The sequence below is a fragment of the Paracoccus spongiarum genome (genome assembly GCF_030732095.1).
In the GTDB taxonomy this organism is placed as follows: domain Bacteria; phylum Pseudomonadota; class Alphaproteobacteria; order Rhodobacterales; family Rhodobacteraceae; genus Paracoccus; species Paracoccus spongiarum.
Genome location: NZ_JAVAMQ010000006.1, coordinates 160,002 through 176,033, shown reverse-complemented (window position 1 = coordinate 176,033; position 16,032 = coordinate 160,002). Strand labels below are relative to the sequence as shown.

The following is a 16,032-nucleotide window of genomic DNA, read 5'->3' as shown; positions in this document are numbered from 1 at the left end:
TTCGGCAATCGCGTCCGGGAAATCAAGAGAATTGGCCTAGCGCAGCGCACCCGCCTCGCGCAGCGCCTTTGCCTTCGCCTCGTCGTACCACCAGAAGTCCAGCTCGCCCAGGCTGTAGGGCGGCAGCGTCTCGGGCCGGCCATACTGGTCGTAATAGGCGACCAGGTGATTGGCGTTGTACCATTGCGGCACCCAGAAGCTGAGGCTGCGCAGGGCGCGGTCCAGCGCGCGGGTGGCAATGGTCAGCCGGTCGCGGCTGTCGGCGGCCTCGACATGACCGATCAGGGTGTCGATGGCCGGATTGGCCAGCCCCATCGCGTTGAACACATCGCCCACATTGGCCGATCCGAAATATTGCTGCAGCCCGGCGCCGGGGATCTCGTCCTGCCCCAGGTGATCGCTGATGACATCGAAATCATGGCTGCGCTTGCGGTTCTCGTATTCGGCGTTGTCGACGCGGACATTGCGCGCGTCGATGCCCAGCGCGCGCAGGTTCTGGACCCAGGGGTTGATGACCCGGTCGAAGGTCTGGCTGTCATTGAGGATCTCCAGCGTCAGCACCCGGCCCTCGCCGTTGCGCCGCATCCCGCCCTCGCCCACGGTCCAGCCCGCCTCGTCCAGCAGCGCCGCGGCCCGGCGCAGGTTCGCGCGGTCAAGCTGGCGGTCGCCGCTGACCGAGGCCATCGCCGCATCCTCGGTGAGGATGCCCTGCGGCAGGTCCCCGGCCACCGGCTCGAGCAGCGCGATCTCGCCCTGCGAGGGCGGGCCGCTGGCGGCCAGGTCGCTGTTGTCCCAGAAGCTGTGGACGCGGTCGTAAAGACCGTAGAACAGCGAGGCGTTCGACCATTCGAAGTTGAACACCAACCCCACCGCCTTGCGCACGCGGATGTCCTGCCAGTCGGGGCGGCGCAGGTTCAGCACCCAGGCCTGCCCGGAGGCGATATTGCCGTCGGGCAGGGTCTCGCGGACGACCCAGCCATTGCTCAGCGCCGGGAAATCGTAGCGCGTCGCCCAGATGATGCTGCTGACCTCGCGGCGGAAGGTGTATTCGCCGGCCTTGAAAGCCTCGAACGCGGCGTCGTAATCGGCGAAATACTCGAAGCGGATGCGGTCGAAATTGTAGCGGCCGACATTGATCGGCAGATCTGCGCCCCAGTAGTCGGGATCGCGGCGATAGACGACGGCCCGGTTGATGTCGGCGCGCTCGAACACATAGGGGCCCGAGCCGATCATCGGCTTGTCCATCGTCTGTTCCAGGTCGCGCCCGTTGTCGGCGAAATCCTTGCGGCTGAACACCGGCAGGCTGCCGACCGACTGGATCACGTCGCGGCGCGGATAGTCGGGGGTGAAGATGAACCGGATGCTGTGGTCGTCGATGACCTCGGCCTTGGCGACCTGCTGGCCGATGATGACCCGGAACGACGACAGCCCCTTGTCGCGCAGCGTCTCGTAGCTGAACAGCACGTCATGCGCGGTCAGCGGCGTGCCGTCGCTGAAGCGCGCCTCGGGGCGCAGGCGGAAGATCACCCAGTCGCGGCTTTCGGGATACTCCAGCTCGCTGCACAGCAGGCAGTAGGCCGCGCCCACCTCGTCGGCGGTGGTGGTCAGGATCGATTCCAGCATCGACGAGGACAGCACCGCCGCCCGGCCGCGGAAGGTGAAGGGGTTGTAGTTGTCGAAGCCGGTCGAGTTCGGGATGGCCTCGGCGATCTCGCCGCCCTTGGGCGCCTCGGGGTTCACATAGGCCAGATGCTTGAAATCGGCCGGCAGGCGCAGGTCGTCGAAAACCCCGATGCCGTGGCTGGTGATGATCGTCTCGGCCTTGGCACCCGAACCGGCCGGCGCTTCGGCCGCAGTCTCGGCCGCTGTTTCCGCCGCCGCCTCGGTCGGCTGCGCCAGCGCGGGCAGGTTGCCCGCCAGAACGGCAAGTCCGGCGATCAGGGCGAAACGGCGCATCGGCAGGCTCCTGCATGGGTCATTCGGGGGTCACGCTAGGCCAGCGCGGCGCGGACGATCAAGCCGCGTTTTCGTGAGCCCCCGCGCCCGTCGCCCGAACCGGTCGCCCGAACCGGCCGCCCGAACCGGCCGCGGCGCATGACGGAAAGGGCGCGGGTTTCCCCGCGCCCCGCATCCGGCGCCGGCGCTGTCCGGCGGACCTATTGCTGCGACTGCAGATAGGCGATCAGGTCGGCGCGCTCCTCGGGCTTCTTGAGGCCGGCAAAGGACATCTTGGTGCCCGGCACATCCGCCTTGGGGTTGGTCAGGAATTCCTGCAGAGCCTCGGGCGTCCACTCGGGCGCCTCGCCGGCATGGGAGACCATCGCATCCGAATAGGCAAAGCCGCTGACGCTGGCGACCGCGCGGCCGACCACGCCGTTCAGATGCGGACCGACGCCATCGCTGCCATCCAGCTTGTGGCAGGCCTTGCACTTGCCGAAGCCCTTCTCGCCGGCGGCCGGATCGGCGGCCTCCATCAGCGCGGCAAAGTCGATCTCCTCCTCGGCCTCGGCCTCGCCGCCGCCCTCGCTTTCCTCGACGGGGATCGTGTAGGCCTGCGCGCTTTCCCCGTGGCCCTCGCCGCCGCCGGCAGAGCCGACATGGTAAAGACCGCTGGCCGCCCAGTTGGCCAGCATCAGAAACAGCAGCGCGCCGATCAGCGCGCCGGCGGCCTTGGTCACGGTCATGGTGTTGAACATCGCGCGCGGTCCCCGCATTGGTAAGCTCGTCAATCCGGCCCGTATCTATCCGCTTTCGCTTTGGGGGATCAAGGTATAGTTACCCGAGGGCATTCAAAATTCGGACAGTGAAGGCCGGCCCATGACCACCAACCGCATCGCATTCCAGGGCGAACCCGGCGCCTACAGCCACGAGGCCTGCCGCAGCGCGCGGCCGGCGATGGAGCCGCTGCCCTGCCGCACCTTCGAGGAGGTGATCGAGGCCGTGCGCACCGGCGCGGCCGATCTGGCGATGCTGCCGGTCGAGAATTCGACCTATGGCCGGGTCGCCGATATCCATCACCTGCTGCCCGAATCCGGCCTGCACATCATCGAGGAAGCCTTCGTCAGGGTGCATATCAGCCTGCTGGCCGTGCCCGGCACGCCGCTGTCCCAGGTCCGCGAGGCGATGAGCCACACGGTCCTGCTGGGCCAGTGCCGCGGGTTCATGCGCCGCCACGGCATCCACCCGGTGACCGGCGCCGACACGGCCGGATCGGCCCGCGAGGTCGCCGCCCGCGGCAATCCGTCGCTGGCCGCGCTGGCCGCGCCGCTGGCCGCCGAAATCTATGGCCTCGACCGGCTGGCCGACCAGATCGAGGACCGCCAGAACAACACGACCCGCTTTCTGATCATGGCGCGCCAGCCCGATTTCAGCCGCCGGTCCGACCGGATGCTGACCAGCTTCGTCTTTCGGGTCCGCAACATTCCGGCCGCGCTCTACAAGGCGATGGGCGGGTTCGCGACGAATGGCGTCAACATGACAAAGCTGGAAAGCTACATGGTCGACGGCGTGTTCACCGCCACGCAGTTCTATGCCGATATCGAGGGCCACCCCGAGGACGACGATGTGCGTCGCGCGATGGACGAGCTGGCCTATTTCACCTCGATGCTGAACGTGCTGGGCGTCTATCCGGCCGCGCCGCTGCGGGCGGCGCAACTGCGCGACAGCCCGGCCTGAGAGGCATCGCCCCCGCGCTCAGGCGCGGGCCCGCATGTGGTCGAGAAACTCGGCGATGCGCCGGTCGTATTTGCGGTCCAGCTGCGGCTTGGCCAGCTTGGCGGTCTGCAGCATCAGCCTTGCCCGCATGTTGCGCGGGCGCAGCGTGGTCTCGAAGATCAGGCGGGACCGGCTCGGGCTCAGCGCGACCACGCTGGCCTCGATGGCCACGTCCAGCGCCTCGGAGGTGCCGGCCATGGTCAGATGCTCGGGCGGGTCGCTGCGCGTCACCTCGAGGCGCAGCTTGCGCGGGCGTCCGCGCCAGTCGAAGCCGATCAGCCAGCCGACCGGCCCGGCGTCCGGCGCGACCCGGCTGACGCTGGTGCCGCGCCGCCGCAGCACGCGCTCGAGCCGGTTGAAATCGCTGATTGCGGCGAACAGGTCGTCCGCCGTGCTGTCCACGTCGAAGCGTGTCGAAAACTTCATCAGGTAACACCCGTCACAAACACCGGACCTGCCGGAACGACAAGCGGCCTTCTGGCCGCTCATAGTCCAAACACGAAGACCTCTTCAACCGGCACATCGGTATTCGAGACGCTACTCTTTACACAGGGCAGTTATGGCAGATTCGGCGGCGGCTGAAATCCTGTCCTTTTGGTCAATTTGACTGGCGATCCGCGTCAGGGGACAGATGCGTCGTGAAAATACAATCAAAGGTTGAGAAATGCCGCGCCTTCCTCTAGGGTGGCGAGGCAGTCCGGGCCGATCAAGCATCATGTGACGGAACGGCCGGTGCTGCGGCGACGGAGAACCCGGATGCCCGACGGCAGAGGCGACACATCGACTTGCGCGGCGATGGCCGCAGGGCACGACACCGGGCTTGGCCTGCGCATTCTCGCCACCACCGACATGCACATGAACGTGCTGCCCTACAACTACTTCACCGGGCGGCCCTGCGACCGGGTCGGGCTGGCGCGCACCGCCTCTCTGGTCGAGATCCGCCGCGCCGAGGTGCGCAACGCGCTGCTGCTGGACAATGGCGATTTCCTGCAGGGCACGCCGCTTGGCGATCTTGCCGCGGCGGGCATCGGGCGGGAATTGCGGCGCATCCATCCGGCGATCGCGGCGATGAACGCGATGGGCTATGACGCCGCGGCGCTGGGAAATCACGATTTCAATTTCGGCCTGTCCTTCCTGCGCGCGGTGACGGCGCGGGCGGGCTTTCCCTTCCTTGCCGCCAACCTGCGGGTGCGGCGCGGCCCGTCCTTCCGCCGCCATGTGATCCTGCGGCGCGAGATGATCGACTGGCATGGCCGCCGGGTCGAGGTGGCGGTGGGAATCGTCGGCTTCCTGCCGCCGCGCACCGCCGAATGGGACCGCGACCTGTCCGACCAGCTGGCCTGCGACGACATCCTCGAGACCGCCCGCCGGGTGATCCCCGAGATGCGGGCCGAGGGCGCGCAGATCGTCATCGCGCTGGCCCATAGCGGCATCGGCCGGGCCGAGCCGCGCCCCGGACTTGAAAACGCCGCCGCCGCGCTGGCCGCGATCCCCGGCATCGACGCGGTCGTGGCCGGCCACACGCACGAGGTCTTTCCCGGCCCCGACTTCCCCGCCGCGCCGGGCATCGACCCGGTCGCCGGCACGCTGGCGGGCAAGCCGGCCGTCATGCCCGGCTTCGGCGGCTCGCATCTGGGCGTGATCGACCTGCAATTGCGGCCCGACGGTGCCGGAGGCTGGCGGGTCGCCGCGGCCTCGGCGCGGGCGGAATCGGTCGATGCCGCCCTGCCCAGCCTCGCGCAAGTGGCCCGGCCGGTGCTGGGCGCCCACCGCGAGACGCTGCGCCACCTGCGCCGCCGCGTCGGCCGCAGCGCCACCGCGCTGAACAGCTATTTCTCGGTCATCGGCGACGATCCGGGGCTGCGGCTGGTCAACATGGCGCAGCGCTGGCATGTCCGGCAGCGGCTGAAGGGCAGCCCGTGGGAGGGCTATCCGGTGCTGTCGGCCTCGGCGCCGTTCCGCGCCGGCGGCCGCGGCGGACCGCAGCACTACACCGACGTGCCGCCCGGCCCGCTGAGCCTGCGCAACCTGGCCGACCTCTATTTCTTTCCCAACCGGATCTGCGCCATCCGCCTCAGCGGGGCGCAGCTGGCCGACTGGCTGGAGCGATCGGCCAGCCTGTTCCGCCGCGTCGCGCCGGGCAGCACGGACAGTCCGCTGATCGATCCGGCCTTTCCCTGCTACAATTTCGACGTCGTGGACGGCATCACCTGGCAGGTGGACCTGTCGGCCCCGGCGCGCTTTGCCCCCGACGGCCGGCTGCTGGCACCGCAATCGCGCCGCATCCGCGAGCTGCGCTGGCAGGGCCGCCCGGTCGGCGCCGAGGACATCTTCGTGCTGGCGACCAACTCCTACCGGCTGGCCGGCTGCGGGCTGTTCAGCCCGCTGGTCGCCGACAACGAACTGGCGCTGAAGACCGACGACCTGACCCGCGACGTGCTGCGCCACTATATTCGGCGCCGCCGGTCGGTCGCCATCGACGCGCCGCCGCACTGGCGCTTTGTCCCGATGCCGGGAACCTCGGCGCTGTTCAATTCGGGGCCGGGCGGGCTGGCGCATCTGGACCGGGTGGCGGAGCGCCACAAGGCACGGATCGAGTATGACGGCGCGGCCGAGGGCGGCTTTGCGCGGTTCCGGCTGTTCCTGTAGCCTCCCTGACAGGGCTTGCAACGGCGCCGCGCCGGGCTTATCTGTCGCGTCGAGAGGTTGGCGCGGGCAGGCGTCTCGCCAACTCGGTCAGGTCCGGAAGGAAGCAGCCGTAACGAATTCCGCCTGGGTCGCTGTCCAGCCTCTCACCCCCATCCCCGCTTTCCTGTGCCACCCGGCCTTGCATCGCGCAGGCCCCGGCCCCATTCTTCATGCGATGAGCCGTGCCCTTGCCCTGTCCGCCCTGCTTGCCGCCGCGCTGCTGGCGCGGCCCGGGCTGGCCCAGCAGCAATACGAGCCGCCGCTGGCCGGCCCGCCCGAGGCCGAGGCGTCCGACGGGCTTGGCCTGATCGAGCGCGGCGTCGGCATCATCATGCAGAACCTGTTGCAGGACCTCGGCCCCGACATCGACCGGCTGGGCGAGGACATGTCGGCGGCGCTGTCGCGCATGGGTCCGGTGCTGCAGGACCTGTCGGCCCTGGTGGACGACCTCGCGAATTACCAGCCGCCCGAGCGGCAGGCGAATGGCGACATCCTGATCCGCCGCAAGCCCGGCGCACCGCCGCCGCCGCCCCTGGGTGACAGCCTGCGCGACTTCGCGCCGCCCGGCACACCCGCGCCCGGCGTGCCGCGCGACCCCTACGCCCCCGAAATCGAATTGTGATCGCCGGCCCCCGCCGCGAGGGCGGGATGCGGCGGCTCGTTGGCATCGGCGATCAGCCGGCGATGGCGGCGGGCCTCGGCCACGGCCTCCTCGAAGCGGGTGATCCCCTTGGCCTCCAGCGCCGGGATCAGCCGCAGGAACGCCTCGGCGGTGGCGATGGCGTCGCCCATTGCGGTGTGGCGATCCTCGGGCGCGATCTCGATGCCCAGCCGCGCGCTCAGCGCGTCCAGCGTATGGACGGCCGATTGCCCCCAGACCATCGCCGACAGCAGCACGGTATCCAGCACGCGGTTGTCGAAATGCGCCCCCGTCTCGGCCGCGGCGGCCCGCAGCAGGCCCATGTCGAAGGGGGCGTTGTGGGCGATCAGCACGGCATCCTCGGCGAAGTGGCGAAAGGCGTGCAGCGCGGCGGTCATGTCGGGGGCGCCGGCGACCATCGCATCGGTGATGTGATGGATCGCGGTGGCAGCGGGCGGGATCGGCCGGCCCGGATCGACCAGCGTCTCGAAGCGTTCGCCGGTCAGCCGACCGCGCGCGATGCGCAGCCCGGCGATCTGCACGATGCGGTCCTGGCTGACCGACAGGCCGGTCGTCTCGGTGTCGAAGACGACGCAGGTCAGGTCGGCCAGCCGCGACGAGGCCGCGCCGCGGCTGGCCAGCGCGAAATCAAAGGTCAGCCCGGCGGCATCGGCCGGCCCCGCGGCGCGGCGCAGCGGCATCACCAGCCGCGCCGGGCCGTCACCGGCCTCGGGCCAGATGCCGGTGCCATGCGCGGCCAGGATCTCGGTCGCCGACTGGCCCGGCTGGCCACTGTCGGGCGCCTCGGCCAGCCACCCCTCGAGCAGGTCCATCGGCACCGGTGGGCCGGCCCACTCCAGACGCAGATGCACCTCGTCCGGCTCGACGGGGCCAAGCCGAAGCAGCGCAACCGCGCCGCTGCCGGCCAGCCGGTCGTGCAGGTGGCGCAGCACAGCGTTCATCGGCCCCGCCTCGGCCAGCACCGACAGCGCGGGCAGGTCCGCCGCGCCCGGCAGCCCCGCAGCCAGTTCGGCCAGCGCGGCACGACCCGAGATCGCGTCGCCCGACATGATCTCGGACAGCCGGCGCAGCGCCGCCGCCAGCCCCTGCCCCTCGTCGCGGATCGCACGCGCCAGCGCCGGGGGGATCGGGCCGTCCAGCGCGTCCAGCATCGGCACCAGCGTCGCGGCGTGGCGGCGCAGCGATTCCAGCGCGTCGCGCGGCGCCGGTCGTTCCAGCGCACGGTCGCGCAGGATCAGCAGCGTGCCGGCATCCAGCCGCCGCATCCGCCCGGTCAGCCGCTGCCCCTCGCCGCCGAGGCAGACGAGGTCGGTTGCTTCGACGCCGGCCTGCAGCCGCGCCGCCGCCGCCTCCAGCGCGCCCGGCGCGATGTGGCGCGACAGCGGCCGGTCCAGCGCCAGGCCGGGCAGCAGCCGCGCGGCCGAGGCGTTGTAGAACACCACCCGGCCCTGCGCGTCGGTCACGAGCGCGCCGGCCCCGATATCGGCGAGGATCGATTCCATCGTCGCCTTCTCGCGCGCGAGGTCGGCGGCGTGGTCGCGCACCGCCTCGGCCAGCGCCTCGGCCGACCGGGCACGCGCCTCGGCCGCGGCGCGCGACGCGGGGCCCAGGTCGGCAAGATAGCGGGCCGCATCGCGGTCGGGCGCCCGCCCGGTGCGCAGCCCCCCGGCCAGCGCCTCGATCGGCCGGGCCATGTGGCGGTCGAAGAGGAACCACACCAGCGTCACCGCCGCCACCGCGCCGAAGCCCAGCACCGCCGCCGCCTGCACCAGCGGGTCCGCCGCGACCGGCAGCCCCGCGCTGGCCGAGCCGCGCGCCAGCAGCACAAGCGCCAGCCCGGCCAGCCCCAGCAGCCCCGCCAGCAGCGCCGCAAAGATCATCAGGATCCGCAGGCGCAGCGGCAGGCCGGTCAGCATGGCGGCCCGTCCAGCAGCCGCGCCATCTCCGAGCGCAGTTCGCTGAGCTCGAAGGGCTTGGCGATGAAGCCGTCGGCGCCCAGCGCCAGCCCCTTGCGGCGTTCGACGACCGAGCCGCGGGCCGTCATCATCAGCACCCGTACCCCGTCCAGCGCCGGATCGGCCCGCACGTCCTGGATGATCTGGTAGCCCGAGACATCGGGCAGCATCACGTCCAGCAGCACCAGGTCGGGCCGGGTCTCGCGGATGCGCGCCACCGCCCCCGCGCCGGTCGCCATGCGGTCGTGGCGGTGGCCGTCGCGCGTCAGCAGGAAATCCAGCGCGACGGCAATGTTGTCCTCATCCTCGATCACCAGAATCTCGGCCATCATCCCCCTCCTCGCGACAGACCGCGGCCAGGGCCGGGTCATCCGGCGCCGCCTCTGTCCAGTCGCCGCGTGCCGGGCGGATCATCCCCCGGCCGCAGTCGAAATCCTGCGGCACCACCAGCGTCGGGCCGCGCCGTTCCACCAGCATGATCTGCGCCTGCCGGACGCCGGCCTCGCCCGCGCGCACGGTCGCCGGGTCCAGCGCCGCAAAGCGCAGCGTCACCGGCGCGAGGTAGGTCCAGGGCGCCCAGGGCTGGCTGCCCTGCCCCACCATCAGCACCTGCGACTGCGCGGGCAGCCGCGCCACGGCGCGGCCATACCAGCTGTAGTCGTTCCAGATCGCATAGCCGATCATCGCCAGGCCGATGCCCGCCGGCAGCAGCCAGCGCGGCAGCGACAGCCCGGCCTTGCGGCTGGCATGCATCAGCGCGAACAGCAGGGCCGCCGCCCCGATGCCCACCGCGATCACGCCCAGAAGCTCGATCCCCACGCCCGCCATCACAACATTCCCTTCCCGTGGCCCACCGCGGACTGCATGCCGCGCACCACCACGAAGGCGTCGCGCAGATGGCTTCGTTCGAAGTCCGGCAGGTCCGAGGGTGACAGATAATTGTCGGGCTTGCGCCCGGCGCGGATCAGATGCGCCTGATTGTCCAGCCGCATCGTCTGGATCAGGTCATAGGCGGCCAGCAGGTCGCGCGCCCCGCTGGCCGAGATCACGCCCGCGGCCTCGGCATCCTCGAGCCGGGCGCGGGTGTTGACGGCGGCGATGCCGCCCTGCAGCGCATAGACGCGGGCGAGGTCGGTGACCGGCACGACGCCGTTGTGCTTCATGTCGATATGGTGGCGATGCTCGCCCGCGCGGATCGTGGCAAAGCCGCCGATCAGCCCCAGGGGCGGGCGATGCTTCAGCGAATTGGCGATCATGTGCGCCACGAAGATCGAGTTCTTGCCCGCCATGCCCAGCGTCTCGCGTTGCAGGTCGGCCAGCAGCGCGGCCTCGCCGCCGATGGCGCGCAGGTCGAACATCACGCTGGCCAGCATCTGCGCCTCGGGGCTGGGATGCTCGATCCAGTCACGGAAATAGCCGCGCCAGACCTCGCGCGGCTGGCGCCAGCGCGGGTTGGTGGCCATCATGTCGCCGGGGCAGTAGACATAGCCGCAGGCGTGCAGCCCGTCGCTGACCTGCCGGGCCAGATCGGCGAACCAGGGATCGGCGGGGTCCGCCCCCTCGGCCAGGATCAGGCAGTTGTCCTGGTCGCTGACGCCGGTCTGTTCCTGCCGTCCCTGGCTGCCGCAGGCCGCCCACAGCCAGGGCGCGGGTGCCGGGCCAAGCCGGTCGGCGGCCATGGCCAGCAGCCGCCGCGTCACCGCGTCGGCGATGTCGGTAATCATCCCGGTGACGACCTCGTGGCGCTGATGGGCGGTGACAAGGCGGGCCAGCAGGTCGGGGATACGGGCGGTCGTGCGGGCCAACGCCGCCACGCTGTCAGCCATCGCCACCTCGCGGATCAGGGCCGAGGCGGTGATCGCCTGCACCCGCGTCAGGTCGGTCTGGCTGACCATGCCGACGAAGCGGCCGTCCTCGACCACCGGCAGGTGGCCGACGCGGCGTTCCAGCATCACGTTCAGCACGTCATAGCCCAGCGCCGAGGCCGGCAGGGTGATCGGGTCGTGGGTCATCACCGCGCGCACCGGCCCGCGCAGGTCGCGGCCCTCGGCGACCACGCGGTTAGACATGTCGCGGATCGTGACCAGCCCCGTCAGCCGGTCGCCCTCGGTGACGCCGATGCTGCTGACGCGCGCCTCGCGCATCATGCGCGCGGCCTCGATGATCGGCGTGTCGGGCGGGCAGGACAGCGGCCGGCGGGTCAGCAGCTCGCCCACCTTCAGCAGGGCGATGTCGGTGCCGCGGTCGGCCGGGCCGCGGCCGCGGTCGAAGAAGCGCGCCACCGGGCGGTGTGCCTGGATCAGCCGCCGCACCTCCTCGGCCGGCAGCATCAGCACCACCGCATCCTCGCAGGCCACGGCCGATGTGACGGCCGCGCCGTCGCGCAGCAGTCCGCGTTCGCCGAAGGAGTTGCGCGGCCCCAGTTCCGACACCGAATCGCCGTTGCGGTCGGTGACGCGGATGCGGCCGCTTTCGATCAGGTAAAGCCCCGGCAGCAGGTCGCCGACATGATAGACCTCGGCGCCGGCGGCATAGGCCCTGCGGCTGAAGGAGGCGGCGACACGCGCCAGCTCGTCCCGCGGCAGGCTGTCATAGGGATGCACCGTGGCGATGAAGTCGGCGGTTTCCCACATGCCCTGACATTCCGTTCCGGAGGGGGGGGGGGTGGCCGCGCCCCGTCCCGGGGGCGCGGCCAGGGGTTTCAGTGGGCGACCGCGCCGCCGGCCCCGCGCGGGACACGGATCGATTCGACCAGTTCCTGCACATGCACCGGCGGTTCCTCGGTCGCATTCGAGACGACATAGGCGACCGCGAAGTTGATCAGCGCGCCGATCACGCCGAAGGAGGCGGGCGAGATGCCGAACAGCCAGTTGGCCGCGTTGTCCTCGAGCATGTTGGTGCCGGCGACGAAGAACCAGCCCTTGTAGGTGAAGATGTAGAGCAGCGTGGACAGGATCCCCGCCAGCATCCCCCAGATCGCGCCCTGCTTGTTGATGCGCTTCGAGAAGATGCCCATCATCAGCACCGGGAAGATCGAGCTGGCGGCAAGGCCGAAGGCCAGTGCCACGGTCTGCGCCGCAAAGCCCGGCGGGTTCAGCCCGAGGATCGTCGCCACCAGGATCGACACCGCCATCGAGATCCGGGCGGCCAGAAGTTCGCCCTTCTCGCTGATGCCGGGGTTGATCGCGCCCTTCACGAGGTCATGGCTGACCGCGCCCGAGATCGCCAGCAGCAGGCCGGCGGCGGTGGACAGGGCTGCGGCAAGACCACCGGCGGCCACGATCGCGATGACCCAGCCCGGCAGGTTGGCGATTTCGGGGTTGGCAAGCACCATGATGTCGTTGTTCACGGTGGTCAGCTCGTTCCCGGCCAGGCCCTGCGCGGTGGCCATCTCGGCCGCGGGGCCGGCGGCTGCGGCGTCGTTGTAGTACTGGATCAGCCCGTCGCCGTTCTTGTCTTCCCAGTTCAGCAGACCGGTCGCCTGCCAGGTGCGCATCCACTGCTTTTCGGGATCGTTCTGGATCGTGTCCAGCGAGATCGCCGGCTGGCTGAAGGTCTCGCCCGTCTCGGCGCCCGGCCACATGGTCGCGGTCAGGTTGAAGCGCGACATCGAGCCCACGGCCGGCGCGACCGTGTAGAGCAGGGCGATGAACACCAGCGCCCAGCCCGCCGACTTGCGCGCATCCGACACCTTCGGCACGGTGAAGAAGCGGATGATGACATGCGGCAGGCCCGCGGTGCCGATCATCAGCGCCAGGGTGAACAGCACCATGTCCAGCGTCGACTTGTGGTGGCCGGTATAGCTGTTGAAACCCAGGTCGGTGACCACCTGATCCAGCTTGGTCAGGAACTTGACGCCGGATTCCGTGTGGGTGCCGAACAGGCCCAGCTGCGGCAGCACGTTGCCGGTCAGCTGAAGCGCGATGAACACCGCCGGGATCGTGTAGGCGATGATCAGCACGATGTACTGGGCGACCTGGGTGTAGGTGATGCCCTTCATGCCGCCAAGGACGGCATAGCAGAACACCAGCGCCGCGCCGATCCACAGGCCGGTCGCGTTCGACACCTCGAGATAGCGCGAGAAGGTCACGCCCACGCCGGTCATCTGGCCGATCACATAGGTGATCGAGATGATCAGCAGGCAGATCACGCCGATGATCCGCGCGGTCTGCGAATAGAACCGGTCGCCGATGAATTCCGGCACGGTGAACTTGCCGAACTTGCGCAGATAGGGCGCAAGCAGCATCGCCAGCAGCACATAGCCGCCGGTCCAGCCCATCAGATAGGTCGAGTTGTCATAGCCGGTGAAGGCGATCAGACCCGCCATCGAGATGAAGGAAGCCGCAGACATCCAGTCCGCGGCGGTGGCCATGCCGTTCATCACCGGGCTGACGCCGCGGTTGGCGGCGTAGAACTCGGCCGTCGAGCCGGCGCGCGCATAGATCGCGATGCCGATATAGAGGGCAAAGGACAGGCCGATGACGATCAGGTTGAGGGTAAACTGGCTCATGGGGTTGTCCTCCTCATTCGTCCACGCCGTGGTCGCGGTCGAGCTTGTTCATCCGCGCGGCGTAGAAGAAGATCAGCACGATGAAGATCAGGATCGAGCCCTGCTGGGCGAACCAGAAGCCAAGATCCGATCCGCCGACATTGATGCCCGCGATCAGCGGGCGCAGGATGATCCCGAACCCGTAGGACACCAGGGCCCAGATCGCCATGCAGATCCAGATGATCCTGAGATTCGCCTGCCAATAGGCGTTCGATGATTGCTTGTCGCTCATGTCCCGTCTCTCTCCCTAGTGGGTCAAAGCTGCGCCGCCTTGTCGTGAACCATCCCGTCCCGGCGGCAGGAACGGATGCATCTTCGGCCCGGCGCCGCGCGGCGCCGGTTGGTCCGGTGTCGGAAATTGCGCGGCGGGCCCGTGCCGGACAGGGCTGCCCGGCCCGGCCCCGCGCGCCTCAGCCCCGGTTCATCCGGTTCGCGATCAGGTCGTCGACCACCTCGGGCTCGGCCAGCGTCGAGGTGTCGCCCAGGCTGCCATAATCGTTCTCGGCGATCTTGCGCAGGATGCGGCGCATGATCTTGCCCGAGCGGGTCTTGGGCATCCCCGGCGCCCACTGGATCAGGTCGGGCTTGGCGATCGGGCCGATCTCGTTGCGGACCCATTTTTCCAGGTCGGCGCGCAACTCGTCGGTGGGATCGACGCCGTTCATCAGCGTCACATAGGCATAGATCCCCTGCCCCTTCAGCGGGTGCGGATAGCCGACCACGGCCGCCTCGGCGACCTTTTCATGGGCCACCAGAGCGCTTTCGACCTCGGCCGTGCCCATCCGGTGACCCGACACGTTGATGACGTCATCGACGCGCCCGGTGATCCAGTAATAGCCGTCCTCGTCGCGCCGGCAGCCGTCGCCGGTGAAGTAATAGCCCGGATATTGCTGGAAATAGGCCTCCATGAAGCGGTCGTGATCGCCCCAGAGGGTGCGCATCTGACCGGGCCAGCTGTCGGCGATGCACAGCACCCCCTCGGCCGGGTTGCCATCGATCAGCTCGGCGCTGCTGGCGTCGAGGATCGCGGGCCTGACGCCGAAGAAGGGCAGCGTGGCCGAGCCGGCCTTGGTCTCGATGGCGCCGGGCAAGGGCGTGATCAGGTGGCCGCCGGTCTCGGTCTGCCACCAGGTGTCCACGATCGGGCAGCGGCCCTTGCCGACATGCTCGTTGTACCAGTTCCAGGCCTCGGGGTTGATGGGCTCGCCCACCGTGCCCAGCAGGCGCAGGCTGGACAGGTCGTGCTTCTCGACGAATTCCGGCCCCTTGCCCATCAGCGACCGGATCGCGGTCGGCGCGGTGTAGAACTGCGTGACCTTGTGCTTGGCGCAGACCTCCCAGAAGCGGCCGGCATCGGGGAAGGTCGGCACCCCCTCGAACATCACGGTGGTCGCGCCATTCGCCAGCGGCCCGTAGATGATGTAGCTGTGGCCGGTCACCCAGCCGACATCGGCGGTGCACCAGAACACGTCGCCATCGTGATAGTCGAAGGTGTACTGATGGGTCATCGCGGCATAGACCAGATAGCCGCCGCTGGTATGCACGACCCCCTTCGGCTTGCCGGTCGAGCCCGAGGTATACAGGATGAACAGCGGATCCTCGGCGTTCATCGGCCGGGGCGGGCAGTCGGGGCTGACATGCCGCATCTGTTCCTTCACGTCGATGTCGCGGCCCTCGACCCAGGTGGTCTGGTCGCCGGTATGCTTGACGACCAGGCAGCGCACCTTGTCGGAGCAATGCAGCAGCGCGGCGTCGGCATTGGCCTTCAGCGCGGTGCGGCGTCCACCCCGCGGCGCGCTGTCGGCGGTGATCACCACCTTGGCGCCGCAGTCGTTGATGCGGTTGGCCAGCGCATCGGGCGAGAAGCCGGCGAAGACGATGGAATGGATCGCGCCGATCCGCGCGCAGGCCAGCATCGCATAGGCGGCCTCGGGGATCATCGGCAGGTAGATCACCACCCGGTCGCCGCGCATGACGCCCTGGCTCAGCAGGACGTTGGCAAAGCGGTTCACGCTTTCGGACAGTTGCGCATAGGTGATGTGCTGGGCGGGGGTCGCGGGGTCGTCCGGCTCGAAGATGATCGCGGTCTGGTCGGCGCGGGACGCCAGATGGCGGTCGACGCAGTTCACGCTGACATTGAGGACGCCGTCCTCGAACCACTTGATGCTGACCTTGCCGAACTCGAAGCTGGTGTCCTTGACCTTGCTGTAGGGCCGGATCCAGTCGATCCGCCTGCCCTCGCGGCCCCAGAAGCCCTCCGGGTCCTCGATCGATTCGGCATAGAGGCGGCGATAATCCTCGGGCCCGGCATGGGCCGCCTCGAAGCCGGCCGGAATCGCGTGCTTTTCAATGGTGTCGGTGCTCATGGCGTCCCCTCCTCAGCAGCAACGGCGCGCGCCGGATCGCCTGCCCGATGCCGGACAGCCGGACGCAGGGCGCCTTGGGGCAAATGTTAATCACACCAC

13 protein-coding genes and 1 other RNA gene are annotated in these 16,032 nt (G+C 69.5%); 4 read left to right on the top strand and 10 right to left on the bottom strand.

Annotated elements, in window-relative coordinates:
• Positions 1-36: 36 nt before the first annotated feature.
• Both Q5Y72_RS08980 and Q5Y72_RS08975 read right to left on the bottom strand, forming a co-directional pair.
• Complete coding sequence (locus tag Q5Y72_RS08980) at positions 37-1,956, bottom strand: extracellular solute-binding protein (protein WP_305963076.1); 1,920 nt, start codon at positions 1,954-1,956, stop codon at positions 37-39.
• A 200-nt stretch (positions 1,957-2,156) separates the two neighbouring features.
• Positions 2,157-2,696 carry a c-type cytochrome gene (locus Q5Y72_RS08975; RefSeq protein WP_305963075.1) on the bottom strand — a complete coding sequence of 180 codons (540 nt, stop codon included), beginning with the start codon at positions 2,694-2,696 and terminating at the stop codon, positions 2,157-2,159.
• Positions 2,697-2,817: 121 nt separating this feature from the next.
• On the opposite strand from Q5Y72_RS08975, the gene Q5Y72_RS08970 reads away from it, so the two are divergent.
• Positions 2,818-3,675 carry a prephenate dehydratase gene (locus tag Q5Y72_RS08970; protein ID WP_305963074.1) on the top strand — a complete coding sequence of 286 codons (858 nt, stop codon included), beginning with the start codon at positions 2,818-2,820 and terminating at the stop codon, positions 3,673-3,675.
• A gap of 18 nt (positions 3,676-3,693) precedes the next feature.
• Here the strand turns inward: Q5Y72_RS08970 and Q5Y72_RS08965 are convergent, their stop codons facing one another.
• Positions 3,694-4,140, bottom strand: a complete 447-nt coding sequence (locus tag Q5Y72_RS08965; RefSeq protein ID WP_305963073.1) for an SRPBCC family protein — start codon at positions 4,138-4,140, stop codon at positions 3,694-3,696.
• A gap of 330 nt (positions 4,141-4,470) precedes the next feature.
• Here Q5Y72_RS08965 and Q5Y72_RS08960 point away from each other — a divergent pair, with 330 nt between their 5' ends.
• The 3 genes from Q5Y72_RS08960 (at position 4,471) to Q5Y72_RS08950 (ending at position 7,024) form a co-directional block, all read left to right on the top strand.
• Complete coding sequence (locus Q5Y72_RS08960; RefSeq protein ID WP_305963072.1) at positions 4,471-6,363, top strand: bifunctional 2',3'-cyclic-nucleotide 2'-phosphodiesterase/3'-nucleotidase; 1,893 nt, start codon at positions 4,471-4,473, stop codon at positions 6,361-6,363.
• A gap of 51 nt (positions 6,364-6,414) precedes the next feature.
• Positions 6,415-6,511, top strand: an RNA gene (ffs, locus tag Q5Y72_RS08955) — signal recognition particle sRNA small type.
• A 66-nt stretch (positions 6,512-6,577) separates the two neighbouring features.
• Positions 6,578-7,024, top strand: coding sequence for a hypothetical protein (locus Q5Y72_RS08950; protein WP_305963071.1), 447 nt, complete (start codon positions 6,578-6,580; stop codon positions 7,022-7,024).
• On the opposite strand, the gene Q5Y72_RS08945 is transcribed toward Q5Y72_RS08950, so the two are convergent.
• The 7 genes from Q5Y72_RS08945 to acs all read right to left on the bottom strand — a co-directional run bounded on the left by Q5Y72_RS08945 (position 7,000) and on the right by acs (position 15,933).
• The gene (locus Q5Y72_RS08945) at positions 7,000-8,979 is read right to left on the bottom strand and encodes an exonuclease domain-containing protein (protein ID WP_305963070.1); all 1,980 of its coding nucleotides are present in this window, start codon (positions 8,977-8,979) and stop codon (positions 7,000-7,002) included. The two genes, Q5Y72_RS08950 and Q5Y72_RS08945, sit on opposite strands and share 25 nt — an antisense overlap.
• Positions 8,973-9,347, bottom strand: coding sequence for a response regulator transcription factor (locus Q5Y72_RS08940; RefSeq protein WP_305963069.1), 375 nt, complete (start codon positions 9,345-9,347; stop codon positions 8,973-8,975). Before Q5Y72_RS08940 ends, Q5Y72_RS08945 begins: the two co-directional genes overlap by 7 nt.
• On the bottom strand, positions 9,319-9,846 hold the full coding sequence (locus Q5Y72_RS08935; protein ID WP_305963068.1) for a hypothetical protein: 528 nt from the start codon (positions 9,844-9,846) through the stop codon (positions 9,319-9,321). Before Q5Y72_RS08935 ends, Q5Y72_RS08940 begins: the two co-directional genes overlap by 29 nt.
• A complete protein-coding gene (locus Q5Y72_RS08930; protein ID WP_305963067.1) occupies positions 9,846-11,651 on the bottom strand; it encodes a putative nucleotidyltransferase substrate binding domain-containing protein in 1,806 nt (601 codons plus the stop codon). Before Q5Y72_RS08930 ends, Q5Y72_RS08935 begins: the two co-directional genes overlap by 1 nt.
• A gap of 68 nt (positions 11,652-11,719) precedes the next feature.
• The gene (locus Q5Y72_RS08925; protein ID WP_305963066.1) at positions 11,720-13,528 is read right to left on the bottom strand and encodes a sodium:solute symporter family protein; all 1,809 of its coding nucleotides are present in this window, start codon (positions 13,526-13,528) and stop codon (positions 11,720-11,722) included.
• Between the two features lie 13 nt (positions 13,529-13,541).
• Positions 13,542-13,799 carry a DUF4212 domain-containing protein gene (locus tag Q5Y72_RS08920; protein ID WP_305963065.1) on the bottom strand — a complete coding sequence of 86 codons (258 nt, stop codon included), beginning with the start codon at positions 13,797-13,799 and terminating at the stop codon, positions 13,542-13,544.
• Between the two features lie 178 nt (positions 13,800-13,977).
• Positions 13,978-15,933, bottom strand: a complete 1,956-nt coding sequence (acs, locus tag Q5Y72_RS08915) for an acetate--CoA ligase (RefSeq protein ID WP_305963064.1) — start codon at positions 15,931-15,933, stop codon at positions 13,978-13,980.
• Between the last annotated feature and the right edge of the window lie 99 nt (positions 15,934-16,032).